Origin of the sequence: Cysteiniphilum sp. 19S12-1 (assembly GCF_052030685.1) — a bacterium.
GTDB lineage: Bacteria > Pseudomonadota > Gammaproteobacteria > Francisellales > Francisellaceae > Caedibacter.
In genome coordinates, this window is record NZ_JBQAJM010000008.1 from 1 (window position 1) to 25,375 (window position 25,375).

Below are 25,375 nucleotides of genomic sequence, written 5' to 3' on the forward strand. Positions count from 1 at the left end.
AACTCAGAAGTGAAACTGAATAACGCCGATGATAGTGTGGCATTCGCCATGTGAAAGTAGGACACCGCCAAATTATTCGACATTGAAAGACGATGGGACATCGCAAAATAAACTAATAGCATAATATCAAAAGGCACCTAACGGTGCCTTTTTGCTTTGTGGCATAGGATTTATAGTAAAACCTTCCATGGTGATTATCTCGGATTTGTTTCTACTAGTTTGATTACAACTATCTAGCCTTTTGGCTATCGAGCGCATACAATAGAATGATCTGTTTTTATGGAGATTTTATGAAAAAGCAAACAACTGTTCTATTGATACTCGATGGTTGGGGTTATCGTGAAGAAAATAAAGATAACGCCATTAATAATGCCAATAAACCCAATTGGGATAATATCTGGCAGCATTCAACGCATACCTTAATTAATGCCTCAGGTTTAATGGTAGGTTTACCGCAAGGGCAGATGGGCAACTCGGAAGTGGGGCACATTAATATTGGTTCAGGGCGTATTGTTTATCAAGAGCTAACTCGGGTTGATGAAGCAATTAAAGATAAAAGTTTCTTTAACAATCAGGTGCTAACCAAAACGGTTGATCAAGCTGTGACAGATGACAAAGCTGTACATATTATGGGGCTCTTATCGCCAGGTGGTGTGCATTCGCATGAAGAGCATATTATTGCAATGATTAAGCTAGCAGCTGAGCGAGGAGCGAAAAAAGTATTCGTTCACGCTTTTTTAGATGGTCGTGATATGCCGCCACGTTCCGCTCAAGCTTCATTGCAAAAAGTCGACGCGTTATTGTCAGCACTTGGCGTTGGCTATATTGCAAGTGTTAGTGGACGCTATTATGCAATGGATCGTGATAATCGTTGGGATCGTGTTGAGAAAGCCTATGATGCAATGACAAGCGGGAAAGCAGAGTACATTGCTAACAGTGCTGAAGAAGCATTAAATATGGCATATGCACGCAATGAAAATGATGAATTTGTTAAGCCAACGATCATTCAAAAGCATAATCATTCAGTGACAATAGCGGATGGTGATGGTGTTATTTTTATGAATTTCCGTTCTGATCGTGCGCGTCAATTATCACATGTGTTTACCGATAGTGAGTTCTCTGGCTTTAAGCGCCAAGTTTTTCCTAAAGTGCATTTTGTGACTTTAACAAAATATGCTGACGATATTGATGCATCTGTCGCGTATTTACCGGAGCAATTGACAAATATTTTGGGTGAAGTGCTAGCAAATAACAATATGACACAATTAAGAATTGCAGAAACTGAGAAATATGCGCATGTAACTTTTTTCTTTAATGGCGGTCAGGAAGCGCCATTTGTCGGTGAGGATCGTGTTTTGGTACCCTCGCCTAAAGTGGCTACCTATGATTTGCAACCTGAGATGAGTGCTTATGAAGTAACAGATAAGCTAGTTGAAGCAATTGATGCGCAGAAATACGATGTGATTATCTGCAATTATGCTAACTCTGATATGGTTGGGCATACGGGTAATTATAATTCAGCAGTAAAAGCAATTGAGGCTTTAGATAAATGTCTTGGACGTGTTGCTGATGCTGTTCATACTATTAATGGTAATTTGTTTATTACTGCCGATCACGGTAATGCCGACCAGATGGTTGATCCTGAAACCGGTAAGATTCATACTGCACATACGACGAACCCCGTGCCTTTTATCTATCAGGGTAGCAAGAAAGCTTCAGTTGCTTTAAATGATGGTAAATTATCAGATATTGCCCCAACAATATTAGAAGTTATTGGTGTGAATAAGCCTCGAGAAATGACAGGTAAGTCTATTTTGGAATTTGAATAAAAATGAGTGTGAGTAGAAAATAAATGATTGATCCAAAACTATTAAGAAGTGATATTGATGCAGTAGCAAAAGGGTTATTAACGCGCGGTTATGCGCTTGATATTAATGCCTTTAATGCACTAGAAGAAGAGCGCCGTATCGCTCAGCAGAAAACACAAGATTTGCAAGCTAAACGCAATGCCGCCTCAAAGCAAATTGGTATGTTGAAAGCACAAAAGAAAGATGTATCAAGCATTTTGGCAGAAGTTGCTAACTTAGGTGATGAGCTGAAAGCGCTAGAAGATGAGCTAAAAGCTATTCAAGATAAAATCATGGCGATTATTGCGAGAATGCCTAACTTGCCATCTGATGATATTCCTATAGGCAAAGATGAGAATGATAACCTTGAAATTAGACGTTGGGGTGAGCCTAAACAGTTTGATTTTGAAGTGAAGGATCATGTTGATTTGGGTGAGAAGATTGGTGGCATGGACTTCCAAGCAGCGGTCAAATTGACAGGCAGTCGTTTTGTTGTATTGAAAAAAGAAATCGCGCAATTACAACGTGCGTTAACGCAGTTTATGATTGATTTACATGTGAATGATCATGGCTATAATGAGGTTTATGTGCCTTATCTTGTTAATAAAGAATCATTATTTGGCACGGGGCAATTACCGAAGTTTTCAGAGGACCTTTTTAATATCCAAGAGCAGTTTCCATTTAGTTTGATTCCAACAGCAGAAGTGCCCATCACTAATATTGTGCGTGATGAAATTGTTGCAGCTGAGAATTTACCACTGAAATTCGTAGGACATACACCATGTTTTCGTAGTGAGGCGGGATCTTACGGGCGCGATACCCGTGGGCTTATTAGGCAACATCAGTTTGAGAAAGTTGAAATGGTGCATATCGTTGCACCTGATGAAGGCTTAAATGCCTTGGAGGAGTTAACCTCACACGCTGAGGCGGTTTTGCAAAAACTAGAATTACCCTACCGTGTATTAACTCTATGCACAGGAGATATGGGCTTTTCAGCACGTAAAACATATGATTTGGAAGTGTGGATTCCATCACAAAATACCTATCGCGAGATTTCATCTTGTAGTTGGTGTGGTGATTTTCAAGCCAGACGTATGCAGGCGCGGTTTAAATCAAAAGATATGAATAAGCCAGAGTTATTACACACTCTAAATGGCTCAGGTTTAGCCGTTGGTAGAACGCTTGTTGCCGTATTAGAGAATTATCAGCAAAAAGATGGCTCTATTGTCGTACCTGAAGTATTGCGCAAATATATGGGCGGTTTACATGTCATTAAAGCTTAGTTGATAACTTGCCTTTGACAATGTGTTTCTTTAATAAAAAATAGACTGAATATAAAAGCCACTGCAAAAAAGACAATACTAATACTCAGCATAACTTCATAATTCTGAGTGTTAAATTGTGATGAGCTTAATGCAATTTTACTTAAGGTCACACCTCCCAATATTTGAATAACTGCCGCACCTAAAACAACACTCATATTGTTAAATGCCATTGCCGTTGCTTCAAGCTTTCTAGGCACGTTTTCAACCACGACACTAAATGAAATTGCCTGAGCACCTGTTGCAAATCCAAATAAGAAAAACAGTAAATAATATAAGTGTAAATGAAGGCTTGGTACCCAAACAATAATAGATGAGGCAATAACACCTATCAGTGCAGCTACATATAGCGCAGGTTTGCGTTTACCCATCAAATCAGAGCATAAGCCTAGTATGGGGCTGCCAAGCCCCATACCAAGCCAAATAAACTGAATGGCAGAGCTAGCAGAAATTTGTGAGTAGCCCATGCTGACCAAATAGCTAGAGCCATACAATGAACCAAATAGCTCCGCTGCTGGATAGATAAAGAATGCAAAAATAGCGATGATAAGAATTTGACGATATTTAAAAAGTGACAATGTTTGTAGGGTGACTGCTTTAATTGAGAGAATGTTTTTTGCTGATTGACGATCACGTGCAAATATCAAGAAAATGACTGATAATATAATGCCTGCAATGGTGATGAAATAAAAAACAATACGCCACTGATAATCAACAGATTCAAGTGCATAAGCCAAGGGGACGTTGGAAAGAATGGGCCCGATCACGCCAAGAATTTGTGTCATGCCAACCACAAGACCTAGAATGCGATGTGGAAACCAATCAAGCACGATTTTAAGGAGCAAGATAAAAGCAAAAGCTGAGCCAAAGCCAATGAAAAGTCGACCAATAAATGCGGAATAAAAGCTTGAGGCGAAGCTAAATATTAAAACACCAATAGCACACCACAAAATAGCAAATGTCCCCACTTTGCGTACGCCAAAACGATCTAGGATAATCCCTACAGGGATTTGCATGACAGAGTAAGCAATGGCATAAGCCGCACCAATAAGGCTAAGCTGCTCTGGAGTGATATGTAGGCTATGGGCAAATGCGTTATGCGGCATGGCGTTGAGTGAGTCTAGTGATGTGCGTGCAAAATATTCATAGATAAAGAAAAGGCTGCCAAGTAGAAATAAAAAACACCCAAAAAAAGTAACCTTTTGTGGGCGTTGATCAGTAGTCATAAGAAAACACTTGTTGCATGAATTTTTAGTGTGCGTAAGTCTAGCAGATATTGAATTTGAAATGCACCCTAAATTGGTGAGGATAAATTGATCATAGTAATAATGAAGAATAAGTTGAGCTTCAATTATCCCCCTCACCCGTGCAGCTTAAGCAGCACGAGCAATCCCACAAGGGGCTGATGCAACTTATTCTTGATTCATTGCATACTTTTGTATGAGAGGCTTTATTGAATCTCACATTAGGCGTGCTACAATGCCAATACTTTATTTAAGAATGAATATCATTTTTAACATGAAAAATGTAGCAATCGTTTATTACAGTGGTTATGGGCATACTAAGAAGGTAGCAGATCATATTAGAATGGGTGTCAATGCATCAAAAGAAGTGCATGCGGTGCTTATTAGTGTTGATGAATTGCAAGATGTCGATGCGCTTAATGATTACGAAGCGATTATATTTGGCGCGCCAACGTATATGGGCTCGGTGCCATATCAATTTAAAAAGTTTATGGATGATGCATCAAAAGTCTGGTTAAAAAAAGGCTGGAAAGATAAGCTCGCTGCAGGCTTCACCAACTCAGGCTCTCTAAGTGGTGATAAGTTTAACGTGTTAATGCAGCTATGCACCTTTGCTTGTCAGCATGGTATGTTGTGGCTGTCATTGGGTATTGATAATACCTCAGGGCAAAATGAGCATCATGGAGGACATTTGGAAGCATTAAATCGGATGGGTGGATCTTTGGGGCTCATGACACAATCAGAAAACGATTCTCCTGAAGTAACCCCCCCTATTGGCGATAAAATAACAGCTGAATTATTTGGGCGACGTATCGCAGAATATGTGATCCTTTTGGCAAAAAGGTAATTGTAGTTCCTTTTTTCCCCACTCACTCCATGAGCCATCATAAACGCTGATGTTGTGATAACCAACAATCGTTGCAGCTGCTGCTAATATACAAGCAGTGACACCTGAGCCACACGTAAAAATAAGTGGTTGTTGTAAATCAGGTGCATGAGTAGCAAATATAGTTGTGAGTGCTTTTTTTGATTTAAAGCAACCTTGATCAAGGACGCTGACGTAGTGCATATTAATAGAGCGTGGGATATGACCTGAATTTAGGTTATCACGTGTCTCTGGTTCTCGTGCGCTAAAGCGTTCTGGTGATCGTGCATCAAAGACAATGGCGTAGTTGTTACTTAAATTATTCAATATGTGTTCTTTGCTACAAAAGTACTCATTGGTTAGCGTAGCTGCAAAATATGCTGTAGTGGCTGTAATATAGCTAGTTGTCGTTGGTAGATTATTATTGAGCCATTGCGGCAGACCACCATCTAGGATATAAATATTATGATGTCCCATTGCTTTAAACATCAACCAGCAGCGCGCACTCGAGTAAATGCCATTCTGGTCATAGACCACGATAATACTATCGTTATGGATGCCAAGTTTTGCTGCAGCAAGGGCAAAGTATTGAGCTTGGGGCAATGTGTGTGGCAAAGAATTATTTAAGTCGCTAAAGTGTTGCTTCAAATCAAAATAGCGACTCTGTGGAATAAATGAGGCACTATACTTTTTATCGTTGAGTGTCGCATCGAGTATGACGAGTTGCGGTAGATTTAAGTTGGCATAGAGCCACTTTGTGCTAACAAAAGTTGTTTCTTTAAGATGTAGCATGATTAAGTATCCAATCTAAAATGATGCCATTGAGTTTGTCACCCACCCGTGCCATGAATAAAGGTCAGTGTTATTTGACTATTGTTATGTGGATAGTAATTACAGTTTACCTCACAGTGATCACGAAAAATTTTTTGAAGTGTCATAAGTTATCCTTAACTCAGAGAATACTGCAAAGTTTGGTTAAGGTAAAAATGATAAATCAATAATTATGGTAAATCTCTTTTGTTTTCGCCAATGTAAAGCTGACGTGGACGACCGATTTTCATCGCAGGGTCATTGTACATTTCTAGGTATTGAGAGATCCAGCCAGAAGTGCGAGCCAAGGCAAAAATGGGTGTGTACATATAGGTTGGGATGTCCAATGCTTTCAAGATGATTCCTGAGTAGAAATCAACATTTGGGAAGAGTTTTCGTTCAATAAAGTATGTGTCATTTAAAGCAATAGCTTCAAGTTTCTTGGCAATGTGCAGTAATGGGTTATTACTATCACCCATTTGATTAAGAATACTTTCACATGCTTTTTTCATAGCTGTTGCACGTGGGTCAGTGTTTTTGTATACGCGATGACCAAATCCCATTAATCTAAATGGATCTTCTTTATCTTTAGCGCGCTCAATAAACTTATCGATATTGCTTACATCACCAATTTGCTCAAGCATTTTAACGACGGCTTCATTAGCACCACCATGCGCGGGTCCCCAAAGAGCGGCAATGCCAGCAACAATAGCTGCATATGGATCAGTGCCCGTGGAGCCAGCAAGACGTACAGTTGAAGTAGAAGCGTTTTGCTCGTGATCCGCGTGCAATATGAAAATCGTATCCATGGCACGTGCGGCTAATGGATCTGGCTGATAATTTTCATTGTCGGCAAACATCATATATAAGAAATTTTCAGCATATGAAAAAGATTTCTTAGGCGCCATAAAAGGCAAGCCATTACGATGGCGATAAGTCATTGCAACTAATGTTGGAATACGTGCAATAATTTTTTCTGCCATTGCTATTTGTTGCTCAGGATCTTTCTTATTCATTGTTTTTTGATTTTCTGCAGACATAACGCTCACTGCTGCCATTAAGGCTGCCATCGGGTGCGTGTCTTGTGGAAATGCCTTGATTGTATGCGCAATATGTTCGCATGCAGGCATGTGATCTAAAATGCGTTGACTAAATGCATTAACCTCAGTAGAGCTTGGTAATTTGTCATTTAATAAGGCATAGCAAAGATTCAAGTAGTGCGATTTTTCAACCCATTGCTCAATAGGATAACCGCGATGCAGAAGTACACCTTGACCGCCGTTAATATAAGTGATTTTTGACCAGCACGCTGCGGTTGAAAGAAAGCCTGGGTCATAAGTGAATAAACCTTCTTTAACTAAAGAAGATACATCAACAGTTTGTTGACCTAAGACGGGGGTGTGAATTGGTAGCGTTAATGATAAATTTTTGTGTTGGATGTTTAAAACAGCAGTTTCAGACATGTTGATCTCCATGATTTGGCACATTTAAACAGCAAAAAACTCAGCTGTGACATAGGTCAACAACAGAGGTTTAGTGTTGTTTTGGTTTGTGCAGGTAAGTAAAAAATCTTGAGGCACATTTAAGCTTATATCCCCACAGTTGTCAAATAAAGACACCCAAAGAGTTGGCGTTGGGAGGTTTATTCTTTATCAGTGCTTGCTAGAAATGACGAAATTTTATCAGAGCTATAATGTTGATTTATATGCTTATTGTTTAGTGAATAGATTCGCATCAATATTATTGGCCGCAGCAATTACTTTTAAGCGGCGTAGTGCATCAACTTGAATTTGGCGCACGCGTTCACGCGTCAGTCCAATTTGTGTGCCTGTTTCCTCAAGGGTTTGGATGTCATAGCCACGCAGACCAAAGCGCATTGATAACACAGCACGTTGATTGTCACTTAATTCATCAAGCCACTGATCAATAAACTGTGCTGCCTTTTGATGTAAATGAATGTCCTCAGGATCACTGGTTTGTTCATCTGCAATTGTATCGAGCATGCTGCGATTAGAGTCATCATAAGCGTCATCCAGTGAATCCATCGGTACGGTTGACGTGAGAATTTTGCGAATGTCCTCAACAGGACGATCAATAAATTCAGCAATCTCCTCAGGGGAAGGTTCGTGATCAAGCAGTTTAGTCAGTTCCGTTGCTGCGCGCAGGTATACATTGAGCTCCTTTAGTATATGCACAGGAACACGGATTGTGCGTTGATGGTTTAAGAGTGCGCGTTCAATGTTTTGACGTATCCACCAAGTGGCATAGGTTGAGAAGCGCCAACCTAACTCAGGGTCAAATTTTTCAACAGCGCGAATTAAACCAAGATTACCTTCAGCAATCAAATCAAGAAAGCTTAAGCTGTTGCCGCGTGGTTTATAACGTTTAGCGATTTTTACAACAAGGCGTAAATTGCTTTCGATCATGATATTCTTTGCTTTTAAGTCACCTTTTTGCACTTTTTGAGCATAATAGAATTCCTCATCTTTTGTTAGTAATGGTCTAAAACCAATATCAACAAGGTACATTCGCGTGGCGTCATTGTCTACGTGTGAAAAGTCATGGGTATCAACCCCCGTATTATTAAACGCACTGTCATCGTCATCATGATCAATAGAATTGTCTGGTGCATAACTATTGTTCTCGACATCGTCATTGTCGTTATCTTCAGCATAGTCATTTGTGAGCGTGTTAATGACGTTATTTGCTTTGTCATCAAACTTATTTTGGTTATCTGGCTGTAACACGTCTATCTCCTTATTACCCTACCATAGAATGGTTAGAATTGTTGTGATCAAAAGGGCGGCATACTATACATTTGTTTATTGTAGTTTCGCTGCATAACAACCCAATTTATACTCCTTTAACATTATCGCAATAACATCTCATATGCGAAAGAGCAAAATGATGAATCTGCTGTAGGCTATATGATTAAATGTTATCAGATATTTTTATGTCCCTGTCGGCGATTATCGTAACCTTAATATAAGCAAGATGGCAAGTCTGATAGTTGATCTCTGCAAAAGTATTGTATTTTGCTGCCATGAATTGATTTATAAGTAGTCTCTCTTGTGTCTTTATTTGCTCTTTGATGTGTCACCAGTCAAGAGGTCTTAGTGAGTTATGCTAGATTATCACTCATAAGTTCGATATGATTGGGCAACCACTTATATGCTAGGGTAAGATCTTATATGCCTAGTTACTTTGAATGTTTTGAGCATTATGGAACGCGCGAATTACTTTACTTTTCTTAATAATAGATTATCTATTCAAAAGTTTTTAAGCATCTGCTTAATATTGCTTATTAGTTGTTCAATATTTATTTTGGGTGTTTTTAATTACTATCAAATGCGTCAACAAAATGAAGACCTATTTAAAATGCAAATGGTTAATAGTGCCAATGCGATTGATGCCTTATTGTCCGCTGCGATTACTGATAGTTCAAAACGCCAGTTAAGTGACCTACTAGAGTCTAACTCGTTAACAACACTGGAAAATATTGCAGGAAACTTAAAACCTAAAATCGCGCAGTTTGACAATGTATATAAGGATTCGTTTGCTTTCCAAGTTTATGACCGTCGCAGTGGCAGTTTGATCTTACATTCAACCGGCTCGCCGGATGTTTCTACTTTTCAAAAGACGGAGCTTGATAGTTTTCAAACCGTGAAGTTGAAAACAGCGCAAGGATCACAGCTGTGGAATATGTTTAGCATTAATAGTCGCTATCAACCCTATCGCATTGTGGTGTTGGTTAGTTCTGATTTTAAGCACCAAATGTTTTTAAATTTATTTCGCAGTGCTTTATGGGATTTGATCACATTATATATATTTCTATTGCTGTCTATATTTATTGTGGTGCAATTGGCATTGCGACCTTTGTCTGATATTCGCCGTGCAATCGCGGTAAAAGACCCGCGTAAGCTTGAGCCAATTGCTGTCAAAACAGCACCACCTGAAGTGATTCCGCTATTAAATCAATTAAATATTCTATTTCAAAAATTTAGTAAGGTATTAGAGCGTGAAAAGCGTTTTGCCGGAGATGCGGCACATGAGTTAAAAACCCCATTGGCTGCGTTAAAAACACAAGCCGAGGTTGCGCTTAACTTGGATGATATGGTTGAGATTAAAAAGCGCATTGCTAATATTATCAGTGGGGCGGATCGTTATTTTTATATTATTGATCAACTGCTTACACTAAGTCGCTTAGAGCCGCAGCAGGATTTGCCGGATAGAAAGAATGTAAACTTAAATAACATTGCTGAGAATCAGCTTGCAGAGTTAGCGCTATTGGCGCTGCAAAAAAATATTGAGTTGGAGTTTTTGCCAAGCAAATCCGCGGCAGTTGTTTATGTTAGTGAAACGCTGATAAATATATTATTTAGAAATCTTATTGATAATGCCATTCGCTACACCCCAGATGGCGGTAAAGTTGTCTTATATAGCTATGTGGCAAAATCAGAAGTGTTATTTGAAGTGGTTGATAATGGAATTGGGATTGCTGAGGATAAGCAAAAGCGAATTTTTGATCGTTTTTATCGTGAAGCAGGAACAGGGCAGGCAGGCAGTGGGCTTGGGCTTTCCATTGTTAAGGAGATTGTTAGGTTGCACGATGGGCAGATAGCAGCGCGTACCTCGGACGGAGGCCAAGGTTTGACAATAATGATACGCTTTCCAGAGAGTAAAGCGGTGGGAGTTAGTTAAGAGCATCTATTTAGCATTCTGATTGACACGGCTGTTATGAATATACATGGTGATTGAGTCAGAGAAGAAAGGGTCTCCTGTTTCAGTTTTGCCATAGAGGCTTATGTCGTTTTTGCCAGGAAAGGGTCTTGGTATATTCCATGTATTGTTTTGATAGACTGCGCTGCCCTCATGTTCATTCGCAATAACCATCACTTTGGCTTTGGCAGATAGTGATGGCAAGGTTTGAATGGGGATTAGCGGGTAAAAATTATGAATATGTGTGTTGTTGGCAGGGGATGTGATTTTGATATTAAGCGTGCTTTTTTGATTGTCGATATGTTCGGAAAGTTTTTCTTTGAGTTTATCTGTCATTACTTGTGGCAGATTAATCTCATCTTCGTCATCCTCCTCATGGTCAGTTTTGGTGTTTGTTTTGGTAATAACGTTTACTGTTTGAGTGTTAACTGTTGTTGTTTTGGTGTTTTTACTTGGTGGTGTATTGGAAAAGACAGTGTTGCCATTTTTATCCTGCCAGTGATATATCTCAGCATTTGCTGTGAAGATGAAAAAAACTAAAATTAATAGCAAAAAATGCTGGCAAAATGATTTTGCTTTCGTATATACTTCCACGCGTCTTAACTGCTTAAGTTTTCAAAATCTGGTGCATGAAATTATAGGCAAAAAAATCGATGAAAAAAAGTTGATTTTTAAAAACTAAAGCCCTATGATTGTCGCCAGCACGCTGGAGGGGTTCCCGAGCGGCCAAAGGGATCAGACTGTAAATCTGACGGCTCAGCCTTCGCAGGTTCGAATCCTGCCCCCTCCACCACGATTTCCCAATGCGGGCGTAGTTCAATGGTAGAACTTCGGCCTTCCAAGCCGATAGTGTGGGTTCGATTCCCATCGCCCGCTCCATATAAAGGGATTTAAAAAGTGTATTTAAAGAATTTAAAATTTTAAAGATTGAAGCTCGCATAGCTCAGTAGGTAGAGCACTCCCTTGGTAAGGGAGAGGTCACCAGTTCAAATCTGGTTGTGAGCACCATTTGGGTTTGTTAATAAAACTTTGGAGCAAATAATGGCTAAAGAAAAATTTGAACGTAATAAGCCGCACGTTAACGTTGGTACAATTGGTCACGTTGATCATGGTAAAACAACTTTAACAGCTGCGATCACTAAGGTGCTTTCAGAAGCATATGGTGGTGCTGCTCGTGCGTTCGATGAGATTGATAATGCGCCAGAAGAGAAGGCGCGTGGTATTACTATTTCAACTTCACACGTTGAATATGAAACACCAAATCGTCACTATGCACACGTAGACTGTCCGGGGCATGCCGATTATGTTAAAAACATGATTACTGGTGCAGCTCAAATGGATGGTGCGATTCTTGTATGTTCAGCTGCTGATGGTCCTATGCCGCAAACACGTGAACATATCCTTTTATCTCGTCAGGTGGGCGTTCCATATATTGTTGTTTTCTTGAACAAGTGTGACATGGTTGACGATGAAGAGTTGTTGGAATTGGTTGAAATGGAAGTTCGTGAACTTCTTGATCAGTACGAGTTCCCTGGTGATGATACGCCAATCATTAAAGGTTCAGCGACTGGTGCTTTAGCTGGTGAGCAAAAATGGGTTGATGCTATTCTTGAATTAGGTAAAACGCTTGATGAATACATCCCTGAGCCACAACGTGAAACTGACAAGCCTTTCTTGTTGCCAATTGAAGATGTGTTCTCAATTTCTGGTCGTGGTACGGTTGTTACTGGGCGTGTTGAGCGTGGTGTTATCAAAGTTGGTGAAGAAGTTGAAGTTGTTGGTATTAGAGATACTCAAAAGACTACAGTTACTGGTGTTGAAATGTTCCGTAAGCTTCTAGATGAAGGTAAAGCGGGTGAAAACGTTGGTATTCTGATTCGTGGTTTGAAGCGTGATGATGTTGAGCGCGGTCAGGTTCTTTGTAAGCCGGGTTCAATTACGCCGCACACTAAGTTCGAAGCAGAAGTTTATGTGTTATCTAAAGAAGAAGGCGGTCGTCATACGCCGTTCTTTAAAGGCTATAGACCTCAATTCTACTTCCGTACAACGGATGTAACTGGTTCAGTTGAATTGCCAGAAGGTGTTGAAATGGTCATGCCTGGTGACAACATTAAAATGGTTGTTACATTGATCAACTCGATCGCGATGGAAGACGGTTTACGCTTCGCAATTCGTGAAGGTGGTCGTACGGTTGGTGCTGGTGTTGTAGCTAAGATCCTTGCTTAATATTAGTGGTAACTCGATAAGTTTTGTAGGCCAGTAGTTCAATTGGTAGAGCAGCGGTCTCCAAAACCGCAAGTTGGGGGTTCGAGTCCCTCCTGGCCTGCCAAATAAATTGACTTGAACGGCGTGTTAATCTGTGTTAAGATTGCACGCCGTTTTTGTTTGTAGTGGGAAATGAGGCTTCTAGATGAAAGATTCAGTAACTAAAAAAGTGTGGACAACCACCACTAAAAAAGCTGATATGCGTCAGATAACTAGCGCTAATAATAAGATGTTGTGGTTATTGATGGTGATCATCGCTGCAGTCATTGTTTTTTCGAGTATGTATTTCTCGCTTTTTACCGAATCATCTGCATTGATGGCGGTACTTATTATCGTTGGTGTTGTTGTTTTATTGGCAATTGGTAGACAAACAAATCAAGGTGCAAAAGGCTGGCAATTTGTTTTAGAGGCTAGGTTGGAGATGCGCAAAGTTGTATGGCCAACACGTCAAGAGACGATTAACTCAACACTGATTGTCTTGGCAATTGTTGCTGTGGCGTCGGTTATTATTTATTTTGTGGGTATGCTGTTTATGTACCTTATTCAAGCGATATTAAGTTAAGAGGTTGTTTATGTCTGCGGATGAGAAAGATTTGCCAAATGAGCAGGTCGAAACAGAGGCTACTCAGCCAGATATGGAAGTAGAGAATGGTGGCAAAAAGAGATGGTATGTTATTCAGGCTTATTCAGGTTATGAGAAGCGGGTTAAATCTCAGATTGAAGAAAAAATAAAGTTAGAAGGCTTGGAGCATTTCTTTGGCAAGATTTTAGTGCCAACTGAAGAAGTCGTTGAGATGAAAGCAGGACAAAAGCGTAAAAGTGAGCGTAAATTCTTTCCGGGTTATGTTTTGATTCAGATGGAAATGGATGAAGCCGCTTGGCAGCTTGTGCGTCGCACGCCGCGCGTTAGTGGTTTTGTTGGTGGAACGAGTGAGCGTCCAATGCCGATTAGTAATGTTGAGGCTGAAAGAATTTTAGGTACATTAAAAACAGGTGCAGATAAAACAGCGCCAAAACCACGCACTACGTTTCAGGTTGGGCAAGTGGTTCGTGTATTGGATGGTCCGTTTGCTGATTTCACTGGTGTGGTTGAAGAAATTAACTATGAAAAATCGCGTGTGCATGTCGCGGTTTCAATTTTTGGGCGTTCTACACCTGTTGAGCTTGAGTTCTCACAGGTTGAGAAAGATGCTTAGGAGTTTATCGCTGCACTAAAGTCAGTGATATAAGGTGCTTAGCTAGGTGTTAAGTAAAAAACAATAGGGAAGCTATTTGTAAAATAGCGTTATACCCAAAGTAGGAGTAAATAATGGCAAAGAAAGTACAAGCTTATATTAAGCTTCAGGTAAAAGCAGGGCAAGCAAACCCTAGTCCTCCAATTGGTCCAGCATTGGGTCAGCATGGTGTGAATATCATGGAATTCTGTAAAGCATTTAATGCGCAGACGCAAAAAATGGAACAAGGTGCGCCGGTTCCTGTTGTGATTACTGTGTATAGCGACAGAAGTTTCACATTTACAATGAAAACACCACCAGCTTCGTTCTTGTTGAAGAAAGCTGCCAAGATCAAATCTGGTAGTTCAAACCCTTCTAAAGATGTTGCCGGCACGGTTAACCGTGAGCAGTTAGAAGAAATCGCTAAGACGAAAGAGCCTGATTTAACAGCGGCAGATATGGATGCGGCAGTTAGAACAATCGCAGGTAGTGCGCGTAGCATGGGTCTTAAAGTTGAGGGGGTTGAGTAATGGCTAAGTTATCAAAAAGAATGAAAGCTTTGTCTGAAAAAGTAAATAAACTAGATGCTTATTCAGCAACTGATGCATTCAACCTTTTAAAAGAACTTTCAAAAGTTAAATTCAAAGAGTCTATCGATGTTGCCGTAAACTTAGGCGTTGATCCGCGTAAATCTGATCAAGTTGTGCGTGGTGCCTCTGTATTGCCAAACGGTACAGGTAAAACGGTTCGCGTTGCTGTATTCACTCAAGGTGAGAATGCAACCAAGGCAACTGAAGCTGGTGCTGATATCGTTGGTATGGATGATTTAGCTGCTGAAGTAAAGAAAGGTAACATGGATTTTGATGTTGTGATTGCAACACCTGATGCAATGCGTGTCGTTGGTCAGTTAGGTCAAATCCTTGGTCCAAAAGGCTTAATGCCAAACCCTAAAGTAGGTACGGTAACAACTGATGTTGCTCAAGCAGTTACTAATGCAAAGGCAGGTCAGGTACGTTTCCGTGTTGACAAAGCAGGTATCGTGCATACAACAATCGGTAAAGCTGATTTTGAGCCAACGGCTTTACAGCAAAATTTAGAAACGCTTTTGGCAGATCTTAAAAAACTTAAGCCTGCAACAGCAAAAGGTGTTTATATTAAGAAGGTCACGGTATCTAGTACAATGGGTCCTGGGATTATGCTTGACATGAGTACAATCGAGGTTTAAGATAACGAGCCTTTTTTGTGTGCCTTGGTGCGGTTTTGTGCTAAGGACTTAAACAAGTTTCTTTGGGTCGCTACTTAATGTCATGTTAAGTCAGTGATGTCAAAGACCGTAGGTGTGGTCGCAAGATTGCTTAATTTCCTACGCAGACGGTGCGTGTGACCTTTGAAGAGAATAAAATTTTTTATTTGGTTTCAACATCGTATTAAATAATAACGTAGACAAAAACAAGAGGATTAGCTAATGGCGCTAAAGCTTGAAGATAAAAAAGCGATTGTGGCAGAAGTTGCCGAACAGGCATCCTTGGCATTGTCTGCAGCGGTAGCTGATTACCGCGGCTTGACTGTGAATCAAATGAGTGATTTACGTAAACAGGCTCGTGAATCAGGTGTATACTTGAAAGTTGTTCGCAATAACTTAGCAAGAATCGCATTTAAAGGAACTGAGTTTGAGTGCATGAATGATGCGCTTGTCGGTCCTTTAGTGTTGGCTTTCTCGAAAGAAGAGCCAGGTGCGGCAGCTAAGTTATTTAAAGGTTTTATGAAAGATCATAAAGCTTTTGAAGTGAAGAACTTAGCAATGGGCGGTGAGTTGTTTGGCGCGGATAAGCTAGAAGAAATGTCTAAGCTTCCAAGCAGAAACGACGCACTTGCGTTATTGTGCAATGTATTACTTGCACCTGTTACCAAGTTTGTGCGTACTGCTAACGAGATTCCAGCGCAAGCTGTTCGTGTATTCGCTGCTGTTGGTGATGCAAAATAAAACCACTTTTCGTTTTTGAAATTAAATTATTTAATAGGAGTATATAATGGCTATTACTAAAGAAGATATCCTAAATGCAGTTGCTGAAATGAGCGTTATGGATGTTTGTGAATTGGTTAAGATGATGGAAGAAAAATTCGGTGTTTCTGCACAAGCTGCTGTTGCAGTTGCAGCTCCTGCTGCAGGTGATGCTGCCGCTGCAGAAGAAAAAACTGAATTTGACGTTGTTTTAGTTGAAGCGGGTTCTAATAAAGTTGGCGCGATCAAAGCAGTTCGTGCAGCAACTGGTTTAGGTCTTAAAGAAGCAAAAGATGCTGTTGAAGGCGTGCCTTTCACAATCAAAGAAGCTGCTTCTAAAGATGATGCTGAAGCACTTAAAAAGCAGCTTGAAGAAGCTGGTGCTAAGGTTGAGCTTAAGTAATCAAACGATTATTTTAAGTTAAAAAGTAAAGGCTAACAGGTGTTTTATCTGTTGGCCTTTTCTGCTATCTAACAAATAGCATTTGTAGATGTGTCTGTAATTGCAGATAAATAAAGTTTTCCAAACTTTTGGCATGATTTAGTGGTTAAAACGAATGTAGTCAGAGGAAGTGCCTGATGTCGTACTCATACGCTGAGAAAAAAAGAATCCGTAAAGAATTTGGGAACCTTCCTAATATTCTAGATGTTCCATATTTGCTTGCTGTTCAAGTAAATTCATATAAAGAGTTTTTACAACAAGATGTGAAAGCACAAAGCCGTAAAAATAACGGTTTAGAAGCAGCTTTTAAATCGGTTTTCCCCATAGCAAGCGTTTCAGGGTATTCCGAGCTTCACTATGTAAGCTACCGTTTAGGTGAGCCTGTTTTTGATGAAAACGAATGTGGTATTAGAGGTGTAACCTATGCCGCACCTTTACGTGTTAAGCTGAGATTGGTGATATATGACAAAGAAGCACCAGTAGAAGATAAAGTGATTAAAGATGTCCGTGAGCAGGAAGTTTATATGGGTGAAATCCCATTAATGACTGATAACGGAACCTTTGTAATCAATGGTACAGAACGTGTGGTTGTATCGCAGTTGCACCGCTCGCCAGGTGTGTTCTTTGATCATGACAAAGGCAAAACCCATTCCTCAGGTAAAATATTACACTCAGCGCGCGTGATCCCATATCGTGGATCATGGCTAGATTTTGAATTTGACCCAAAAGACTTACTTTATGTGCGTATAGATAGACGTCGTAAATTACCATCTACTGTGTTGCTAAAAGCACTTGGTTACACTGAGGATGAGCTATTAAAGATTTTTTATGAACCGGTTGAATTCGCTGTCGAAGATGGCGCATTAATGATGACTTTTGATCCGGATTCATTAAAGGGAACAACAGCCTCTTTTGATGTGGTTGATACAGATGGTAAAGTGCTAGTTGCTGAAGGCAAGCGTATTACTGCCAGACATACAAAGCTTATGAAAGAGCAAGGCTTAAATCAAATTGATGTTCCTGTTTCTTATGTCGTTGGTAAAGTGTTATATTCACGTATCGTTGATGAAACGTCAGGTGAGGTATTGGCGCAGGCTAATGAAGAGATTACACCTGCATTATTGGAAAAATTATCTGATCGCGGTATTACAACATTCCAAACGCTTGATACTAATGACTTAGATCGTGGCTCCTATATTGCTGATACGTTGCGAAATGATGTATGTCGTGATCGTGATGAAGCATTAGTTGAAATTTATCGCATGATGCGTCCAGGCGAGCCACCAACAAAAGATTCAGCAGAGAATCTTTTCCAAGGTCTATTCTTTTCAGAAGATCGTTATGATCTATCGGCAGTCGGTCGCATGAAGTTTAACAACCGCTTGGGACGTAAATCAGACAAAGGGTCAGGTGTTCTAACTAAAGAAGATATTATTGATGTTGTCAAAACATTGATTGATATTCGTGATGGGCGCGGTGATGTTGATGATATTGATCACTTAGGAAATCGCCGCATCCGTGCGGTTGGTGAGATGACTGAAAACCAATTTAGAATCGGTTTGGTGCGAGTGGAGAGATCAGTGCGTGAGCGCTTATCAATGGTTGATCGTGAAAGTGCGATGCCGCAAGATCTTGTTAACGCTAAACCAATTACCGCTTCGATTAAAGAGTTCTTTGGTTCAGGTGCATTGTCACAGTTTATGGATCAAGATAACCCATTATCAGAGGTAACCCATAAGCGCCGTATTTCAGCGTTAGGACCAGGCGGTTTATCAAGAGATCGTGCCGGCTTTGAAGTGCGTGACGTTCATACGACACACTATGGTCGTTTATGTCCGATTGAAACACCAGAAGGTCCAAACATTGGTTTGATCAACTCTTTGGCATGTTATGCGCGCACGAATCACTATGGTTTCTTAGAAGCACCATATCGCAAGGTGATTGATGGCGTTGCCACTGATAAGATCGATTATTTATCAGCAATTGATGAGAGCAATTATGTGATCGCTCAAGCATCTGCTGCCATGGATAAAAAAGGTCGTCTAACCGATGAGTTAATTCAGTGTCGTTCAAAAGGTGAGGCAATTTTCACAACGGCTGATCAGGTCCAATATATGGATGTTTCAGCGAAACAAATGGTTTCAGTTGCGGCAGCCCTTATTCCATTTTTGGAGCATGATGACGCGAACCGTGCATTGATGGGTTCAAACATGCAACGTCAGGCGGTGCCAACACTTAGAGCTGAGAAGCCATTAGTGGGTACTGGGATGGAGCGTATTGTCGCGCGTGACTCAGGTACGTGTATTGTTGCTAAGCGCTCAGGTGTTGTTGACGCAGTTGATGGTGGTCGTATCGTCGTTTGCGCTAGTAATGACGAAATCAATGAAGGTGACTCTGTTGTTGATATTTATAACTTAACAAAGTTCCGTCGTTCAAACAAAAACACCTGTATTAACCAACGTCCAATTGTGCGTCCTGGAGATGTTGTTAAAAAAGGTGATGTGTTAGCAGATGGTTCATCGACTGATATGGCGGAGCTGGCTTTAGGTCAAAACCTTCTTGTGGCATTTATGCCGTGGAATGGGTTTAACTTTGAGGATTCAATTTTATTATCTGAGCGTATTGTTGAAGATGATCGCTATACTTCGATCCATATTGAAGAGCTCACCTGTATTGCACGTGATACTAAATTAGGCGCTGAAGAGATTACTTCAGATATTCCTAATGTCAGTGAACATGCACTAAATAAATTAGATGAAGCCGGTATTATTCATATTGGTGCCAATGTTGCACCTGGTGATGTATTGGTTGCTAAGATCACACCTAAGGCCGAGCAGCAGTTAACACCTGAAGAAAAGCTACTACGTGCTATCTTCGGTGAGAAAGCTTCAGATGTTAAAGACAGTTCATTAAGAATGCCAACTGGTATGTATGGTACAGTCATTAATGTTCAAGTGTTTACGCGTGATGGTTTAGAAAAAGATCAACGTTCTGTTGAAATTGAAAAAGCAGAATTGGCACGTATTCGTAAAGACTTACGTGATGAGTATCGTATTGTTGAAGGTGCTGTGCGTTCTTATTTATTGCAAGAGCTAACTGGCAAGAAAGCGCTAGCGGGGCCTGGTGGCTTAAAACGTGGACAAGAGATAACTAAAGAGTATTTAAAGAATCTTGAATTTGTTCAGTGGCTTGATATTCGTGCCGAAGATGAAACAACGATGGAAACAATTACACGTTGTAAAGCACAGATTGAACAAGCGCGTAAAGACTTTGAGACAAAGTTTGAAGCAAAACGCAAAAAACTTATCCAAGGTGATGATTTGTCCCCAGGCGTTCTTAAGATCGTTAAGGTATTTGTTGCCGTTAAACGTCGTATTCAGCCAGGTGATAAAATGGCAGGTCGTCATGGTAATAAGGGTGTTGTGTCACGCATTCTACCAATTGAAGATATGCCTTATCTTGAAGATGGCACACCTATGGACATTGTCCTGAACCCACTAGGGGTTCCGTCACGTATGAACATCGGTCAGGTACTTGAGACACATATGGGTATGGCAGCAAGAGCATTAGGACATAAAGTCTCAGATGCGCTTGAAGCAAGTCAAAAAGCACAAGATATTCGTAAGACTTTAGAAGAAGTCTATAACACGATTGGTAATAAGAAAGTTGATTTAAGTCAGCTTGATGATGATCAAGTGATTGAAATGGCTTATAACCTAAGATCAGGTGTGCCAATTGCAACACCAGTATTTGATGGCGCGAAAGAAAAAGACATCAAAGACCTTCTAAAACTTTGTGGCTTAAATGAAAGCGGCCAAGCGCAGCTTTATGATGGGCGTACTGGCTTACCATTTGATCGCCATGTAACCGTTGGTTATATGTACATGTTGAAGCTAGACCATTTGGTTGATGACAAGATGCATGCGCGTTCAACAGGTTCTTATAGTTTGGTTACGCAACAGCCACTGGGTGGTAAAGCACAGTTTGGTGGTCAGCGTTTTGGTGAGATGGAGGTGTGGGCACTACAAGCTTATGGTGCTGCTTATACACTTCGTGAAATGTTGACGGTTAAATCGGATGATGTAAACGGTCGTACCAGAATGTACAAAAATATTGTTGATGGCAATTTCAAGATGGACGCAAGTCTGCCTGAATCTTTCAACGTATTAATGAAAGAAGTACGTGCATTAGGTATTGATATTGACCTTGAGTCTGATTTAGAAAACTAAACACACTTTAGTTGTCGTAATGAAACAGCTATGGGCATAGCCTGTAGCATTTTGATTTTAAACTTTGCAAAAATAGGAGTAGAGCCTTGAAAAACTTACTAGGCGGTATGAAACAGCAAGGTAAAGATTTAGAGTTTGACCGTATTCGTGTCGGTCTTGCGTCACCTGAAATGATTCACTCATGGTCATATGGTGAAGTGAAAAAGCCAGAAACCATTAACTATCGTACATTTAAACCTGAAAGAGATGGTTTATTCTGTGCCAAAATCTTTGGTCCGATTAAGGACTATGAATGTTTGTGTGGTAAATACAAGCGTTTAAAGCATCGTGGAATTATTTGTGAGAAGTGTGGTGTTGAAGTCACACAAGCGCGTGTTCGTCGTGAGCGTATGGGACATATTGATTTGGCTTGTCCTGTAGCACATATTTGGTATTTGAAATCACTGCCATCGCGTATTGGTCTGCTATTAGATATGACATTACGCGATATCGAGCGCATTTTATATTTTGAAGCATATGCAGTGACTGATCCTGGGATGACACCTTTTGAAAAAGGACAGTTACTCAATGAAGAAACCTATCTTGACGCATTAGAAGAGTATGGTGATGAATTTGAAGCACAAATGGGTGCTGAAGCAATTCAAAAGTTGTTGATTGACACCGATCTTGATCATGAGATTGAAACGATTCGTGAAGAAATCCCAACAACCAATTCAGAAACGAAGCTTAAGAAATTAACAAAGCGTTTGAAGTTATTAGAATCATTCCGTGAATCAGGTAATAAACCTGAATGGATGATTATGACAGTTTTGCCGGTGTTGCCACCGGATTTGCGTCCGTTAGTACCTCTGGATGGTGGGCGTTTTGCAACCTCTGATTTGAATGATTTATATCGCCGTGTTATTAACCGTAACAATCGTTTAAAGCGTCTTTTAGAGCTTAATGCGCCTGATATTATCGTGCGTAATGAAAAGCGTATGTTGCAAGAATCAGTTGATGCATTATTAGACAACGGTCGTCGCGGACGTGCGGTAACTGGCTCAAATAAACGTGCCTTAAAATCATTAGCAGATATGATTAAAGGTAAGCAAGGTCGTTTCCGCCAAAACCTTTTAGGTAAGCGTGTTGACTATTCTGGTCGTTCAGTCATTACCGTTGGTCCTACATTGCGCTTACATCAATGCGGTTTGCCAAAGAAGATGGCGTTAGAGCTATTTAAGCCATTTATTTACTCAAAGCTTGAACATTATGAGCATGCGACAACGATTAAAGCAGCCAAGAAGATGGTTGAGCGTGAAGAAGCGGTTGTTTGGGATATCTTAGAAGAGGTGATCCGCGAGCATCCTGTGCTTCTTAACCGTGCACCAACGTTGCATAGATTGGGTATTCAAGCATTTGAACCTACCTTGATTGAAGGTAAAGCGATACAGTTGCACCCATTGGTATGTACGGCATTTAACGCTGACTTTGACGGGGATCAGATGGCAGTTCACGTGCCATTGACGATTGAAGCACAGCTTGAAGCGCGCGTGTTGATGATGTCAACCAATAACATCTTATCTCCAGCAAGTGGATCCCCTGTAATTGCGCCAACGCAGGATATTGTTTTAGGTCTTTATTATGTGACGCGTGAAAAGATTAATTCTAAAGGGGAAGGCAAATTATTTGCTGACCTATTGCACGTTCAGCGTGCTTATGATGCCGGTGTTGTTGATATTCATGCAAAGATTAAAGTACGTTTGGATCACAAGGTTCTGCTTGAATCTGGCGAATATATTGATGAGAAGGGTATTGTTGAAACAACGGTTGGACGTGCTTTATTATCAAGCATTCTACCGGAAGGATTACCGTTTTCATTGATTAACCAACCATTGACTAAAAAGGCAGTGGGTAAGATTATTGACCAATGTTATCGTCGTTTAGGCACAAAAGCTACGGTGATTTTTGCTGACCAATTAATGTATGCCGGTTATAAATATTCAACAAAATCGGGTATTTCAATTGGTATCAACGATATGATTATTCCTGATGCTAAAGTAGGTATTTTGGCTGAAGCTGAAGGTCAAGTTAAGGAAATTTCTGAGCAGTATGCAAGTGGTTTAGTTACTGCTGGTGAGCGTTATAACAAGGTGATTGATATTTGGTCACGCGCCAATGAGAAAGTTGCCAAATCCATGATGGAAGTGATTTCGAAAGAAAAAGTTGCTGATAAAGCGGGTACTGAAATTGAACAAGAGTCATTTAACTCAGTATACATGATGGCAGATTCAGGTGCGCGGGGTTCTGCAGCACAGATCAGACAGCTTGCAGGTATGCGTGGTTTGATGGCAAAACCGGATGGCTCGATTATTGAAACACCTATTACGGCAAACTTCCGTGAAGGCCTATCGGTTTTACAATACTTTACCTCAACGCATGGTGCACGTAAGGGTCTTGCTGATACGGCATTAAAAACAGCTAACTCAGGCTACTTAACACGTCGTCTTGTTGATGTGGCACAAGACTTGGTCATTATTGAAGATGATTGTGGTACACAAAAAGGCGTAACGGTTTCTGCCTTGATTGAAGGTGGGGACGTTGTTGTACCTTTGGGCGAGCGTCTACTGGGTCGTGTCAATGCCGAAGATATCTATAAGCCAGGTGAAGATGAGATCTTGGTTGAAGCAGGTACATTGCTTGATGAGAAAGTCGTTGAATTGATTGAAAAAAATGGTGTTGACCAAGTTATCATTCGTTCATCGATCACCTGTGAAACGCGTCGTGGTTTATGTGCTAAATGTTACGGACGAGATCTTGCACGCGGACATTTGGTTAATATGGGTGAATCAGTTGGTGTTGTCGCAGCACAATCCATTGGTGAACCAGGTACACAGTTAACGATGCGTACCTTCCATATTGGTGGTGCGGCATCGCAGGATACTGCTGAAAACAACGTTCAGATCAAAAATGGCGGACGTATTAAGTTTAATAATATTAAAACTGTTAAAAACCGCGAAGGTAATCACGTAGTCGTTTCGCGTTCAGGTGAAATTAGTATTATTGATAAGTTTGGACGTGAGCGCGAGAAGTACAAAGTACCATACGGTGCTGAATTACCAGTAAATGATAATGCACAAGTCAAAGCTGGTGCCGTTGTCGCGACCTGGGACCCGCATACACATCCAGTAGTTGCTGAGGTTGCTGGACACATAAACTTCATTGACTTTATTGATGGTGTGACGATGAAGCACCAAGCAGATGAAATGACAGGACTTTCAAGTATTGTTATTACCTCTGACTCGCAAAAAAGTGGTAATAGAGACATCAAACCATTGGTGCGTTTGATTGATGAAGTCGGTGAAGAGTTATGCTTCCCGAATACCAATATTCCAGCAAGCTACTTTATGCCAGTGGGTGCGATCTTGAATATCGAAAATGGCACGAAGATCGAAGTTGGTGATGTCATCGCGCGTATTCCACAAGAAGGCTCTAAAAACAAGGATATTACTGGGGGTCTACCACGCGTGGCAGACTTGTTTGAGGCGCGCCGTCCTAAGGATGCTGCAATTATGGCGGAGGCTTCAGGTATTGTTAGCTTCGGTAAAGAGACAAAAGGCAAGCGTCGCTTGATTATCTCGCCAGAAGATATGGATCCGATTGAAATTATGATTCCTAAATGGCGTCATATCAACGTATTTGAAGGTGAGCATGTTTCTAAGGGTGAAATCATTTCTGATGGACCATTAGACCCACATGAAATTTTACGTTTGAAAGGCGTGCATGAGCTTGCAGATTATATTATTAATGAAATCCAAGAGGTTTATCGCTTACAAGGTGTAGGTATTAACGATAAGCATATCGAGACGGTTATTCGTCAGATGTTACGCAAGGTCAATATCTTAGCGGCAGGCGATAGTAAATTTGTTGATGGCGAGCCAGTTGAGTTGGTTCAAGTCTTGGAAGAGAATGAAAAACTACGTGCTGAAGGCAAGCTAGAGGCAATCTATGAACACATTTTATTGGGTATCACTAAAGCGTCATTGTCTACAGAGTCGTTCCTGTCAGCTGCTTCTTTCCAAGAAACAACTCGCGTTCTAACGGAAGCATCGGTTGGTGGACAAGAAGATCAACTGCGTGGCTTGAAAGAAAACGTATTGATTGGGCGCTTGATTCCATCAGGTACGGGGCTTGCACATCACCAAGAGCGTAAGCGTAAGCACTTACAAGAGCAAGAAGCATTAGAAACAGGCCCATCAATGGATGAGCTTGAAATGGCGCTAAGTGCGGCATTGAATGCGGATGCTGAAGAGAATAGTGTTGACCTTGAAGATCTATTTGTTAGCGGTGACGAAGATCTTGATGAAAACAACAGACAAGATGACGATGAGGACTATGACGAGTAGTCATTGATTTTCTAAAGTCGAATATAATTTAAAG

18 protein-coding genes and 4 tRNA genes are annotated in these 25,375 nt (G+C 40.6%); 17 read left to right on the forward strand and 5 right to left on the reverse strand.

Annotated features, from left to right (window positions below; translation table 11 throughout):
• Positions 1-290: 290 nt before the first annotated feature.
• Positions 291-1,829: a 2,3-bisphosphoglycerate-independent phosphoglycerate mutase gene (gpmI, locus tag ACTS4L_RS03845; RefSeq protein ID WP_440616697.1), complete on the forward strand. Its 1,539-nt coding sequence runs from the start codon at positions 291-293 to the stop codon at positions 1,827-1,829.
• A 23-nt stretch (positions 1,830-1,852) separates the two neighbouring features.
• Entirely contained in the window at positions 1,853-3,130 is a 1,278-nt protein-coding gene (serS, locus tag ACTS4L_RS03850) for a serine--tRNA ligase (protein WP_440616695.1), read from the forward strand.
• Here serS and ACTS4L_RS03855 read toward each other — a convergent pair.
• A complete protein-coding gene (locus tag ACTS4L_RS03855; protein WP_440616693.1) occupies positions 3,127-4,395 on the reverse strand; it encodes an MFS transporter in 1,269 nt (422 codons plus the stop codon). The two genes, serS and ACTS4L_RS03855, sit on opposite strands and share 4 nt — an antisense overlap.
• 292 nt (positions 4,396-4,687) lie before the next feature.
• Here ACTS4L_RS03855 and ACTS4L_RS03860 point away from each other — a divergent pair, with 292 nt between their 5' ends.
• Complete coding sequence (locus ACTS4L_RS03860) at positions 4,688-5,260, forward strand: flavodoxin family protein (RefSeq protein ID WP_440616691.1); 573 nt, start codon at positions 4,688-4,690, stop codon at positions 5,258-5,260.
• On the opposite strand, the gene ACTS4L_RS03865 is transcribed toward ACTS4L_RS03860, so the two are convergent.
• The 3 genes from ACTS4L_RS03865 to rpoS form a co-directional block, all read right to left on the reverse strand.
• Entirely contained in the window at positions 5,210-6,070 is an 861-nt protein-coding gene (locus tag ACTS4L_RS03865) for a sulfurtransferase (protein WP_440616689.1), read from the reverse strand. The genes ACTS4L_RS03860 and ACTS4L_RS03865 overlap by 51 nt on opposite strands.
• Before the next feature lie 209 nt (positions 6,071-6,279).
• On the reverse strand, positions 6,280-7,551 hold the full coding sequence (locus ACTS4L_RS03870) for a citrate synthase (protein WP_440616687.1): 1,272 nt from the start codon (positions 7,549-7,551) through the stop codon (positions 6,280-6,282).
• 246 nt (positions 7,552-7,797) lie between these two features.
• Positions 7,798-8,835, reverse strand: coding sequence for an RNA polymerase sigma factor RpoS (rpoS, locus tag ACTS4L_RS03875; RefSeq protein ID WP_440616685.1), 1,038 nt, complete (start codon positions 8,833-8,835; stop codon positions 7,798-7,800).
• 475 nt (positions 8,836-9,310) lie between these two features.
• Between rpoS and ACTS4L_RS03880 the strand changes: the two genes are divergently transcribed.
• Positions 9,311-10,789, forward strand: coding sequence for an ATP-binding protein (locus tag ACTS4L_RS03880; protein ID WP_440651722.1), 1,479 nt, complete (start codon positions 9,311-9,313; stop codon positions 10,787-10,789).
• A gap of 6 nt (positions 10,790-10,795) precedes the next feature.
• Here the strand turns inward: ACTS4L_RS03880 and ACTS4L_RS03885 are convergent, their stop codons facing one another.
• On the reverse strand, positions 10,796-11,359 hold the full coding sequence (locus ACTS4L_RS03885; protein WP_440651724.1) for a DUF4124 domain-containing protein: 564 nt from the start codon (positions 11,357-11,359) through the stop codon (positions 10,796-10,798).
• A 156-nt stretch (positions 11,360-11,515) separates the two neighbouring features.
• Between ACTS4L_RS03885 and ACTS4L_RS03890 the strand changes: the two genes are divergently transcribed.
• From ACTS4L_RS03890 to rpoC, 13 genes are all read left to right on the forward strand, one after another.
• Positions 11,516-11,600: transfer RNA gene (locus tag ACTS4L_RS03890), tRNA-Tyr, on the forward strand.
• A gap of 12 nt (positions 11,601-11,612) precedes the next feature.
• Positions 11,613-11,686, forward strand: a tRNA-Gly gene (locus ACTS4L_RS03895).
• A gap of 53 nt (positions 11,687-11,739) precedes the next feature.
• A tRNA-Thr gene (locus tag ACTS4L_RS03900) sits at positions 11,740-11,815 on the forward strand.
• 33 nt (positions 11,816-11,848) lie between these two features.
• A complete protein-coding gene (tuf, locus tag ACTS4L_RS03905; RefSeq protein ID WP_440616680.1) occupies positions 11,849-13,033 on the forward strand; it encodes an elongation factor Tu in 1,185 nt (394 codons plus the stop codon).
• A 27-nt stretch (positions 13,034-13,060) separates the two neighbouring features.
• A tRNA-Trp gene (locus ACTS4L_RS03910) sits at positions 13,061-13,136 on the forward strand.
• Positions 13,137-13,217: 81 nt separating this feature from the next.
• Positions 13,218-13,634 (forward strand): preprotein translocase subunit SecE, encoded by a 417-nt coding sequence (secE, locus tag ACTS4L_RS03915; protein WP_440616679.1) that lies wholly within the window; start codon positions 13,218-13,220, stop codon positions 13,632-13,634.
• Positions 13,635-13,707: 73 nt separating this feature from the next.
• A complete protein-coding gene (nusG, locus tag ACTS4L_RS03920) occupies positions 13,708-14,268 on the forward strand; it encodes a transcription termination/antitermination protein NusG (RefSeq protein WP_440616701.1) in 561 nt (186 codons plus the stop codon).
• 113 nt (positions 14,269-14,381) lie between these two features.
• Positions 14,382-14,816 (forward strand): 50S ribosomal protein L11, encoded by a 435-nt coding sequence (gene rplK / locus ACTS4L_RS03925; RefSeq protein ID WP_192484786.1) that lies wholly within the window; start codon positions 14,382-14,384, stop codon positions 14,814-14,816.
• On the forward strand, positions 14,816-15,511 hold the full coding sequence (rplA, locus tag ACTS4L_RS03930) for a 50S ribosomal protein L1 (protein ID WP_440616678.1): 696 nt from the start codon (positions 14,816-14,818) through the stop codon (positions 15,509-15,511). The genes rplK and rplA overlap by 1 nt, the downstream gene beginning before the upstream one ends.
• Positions 15,512-15,751: 240 nt before the next feature.
• Positions 15,752-16,270: a 50S ribosomal protein L10 gene (rplJ, locus tag ACTS4L_RS03935; protein WP_192484788.1), complete on the forward strand. Its 519-nt coding sequence runs from the start codon at positions 15,752-15,754 to the stop codon at positions 16,268-16,270.
• A 46-nt stretch (positions 16,271-16,316) separates the two neighbouring features.
• Positions 16,317-16,691 carry a 50S ribosomal protein L7/L12 gene (gene rplL / locus ACTS4L_RS03940; protein ID WP_440616676.1) on the forward strand — a complete coding sequence of 125 codons (375 nt, stop codon included), beginning with the start codon at positions 16,317-16,319 and terminating at the stop codon, positions 16,689-16,691.
• A 176-nt stretch (positions 16,692-16,867) separates the two neighbouring features.
• Positions 16,868-20,959: a DNA-directed RNA polymerase subunit beta gene (rpoB, locus tag ACTS4L_RS03945; RefSeq protein WP_440616675.1), complete on the forward strand. Its 4,092-nt coding sequence runs from the start codon at positions 16,868-16,870 to the stop codon at positions 20,957-20,959.
• A gap of 107 nt (positions 20,960-21,066) precedes the next feature.
• The gene (gene rpoC, locus ACTS4L_RS03950; protein WP_440616700.1) at positions 21,067-25,341 is read left to right on the forward strand and encodes a DNA-directed RNA polymerase subunit beta'; all 4,275 of its coding nucleotides are present in this window, start codon (positions 21,067-21,069) and stop codon (positions 25,339-25,341) included.
• The last annotated feature ends 34 nt before the right edge of the window (positions 25,342-25,375 follow it).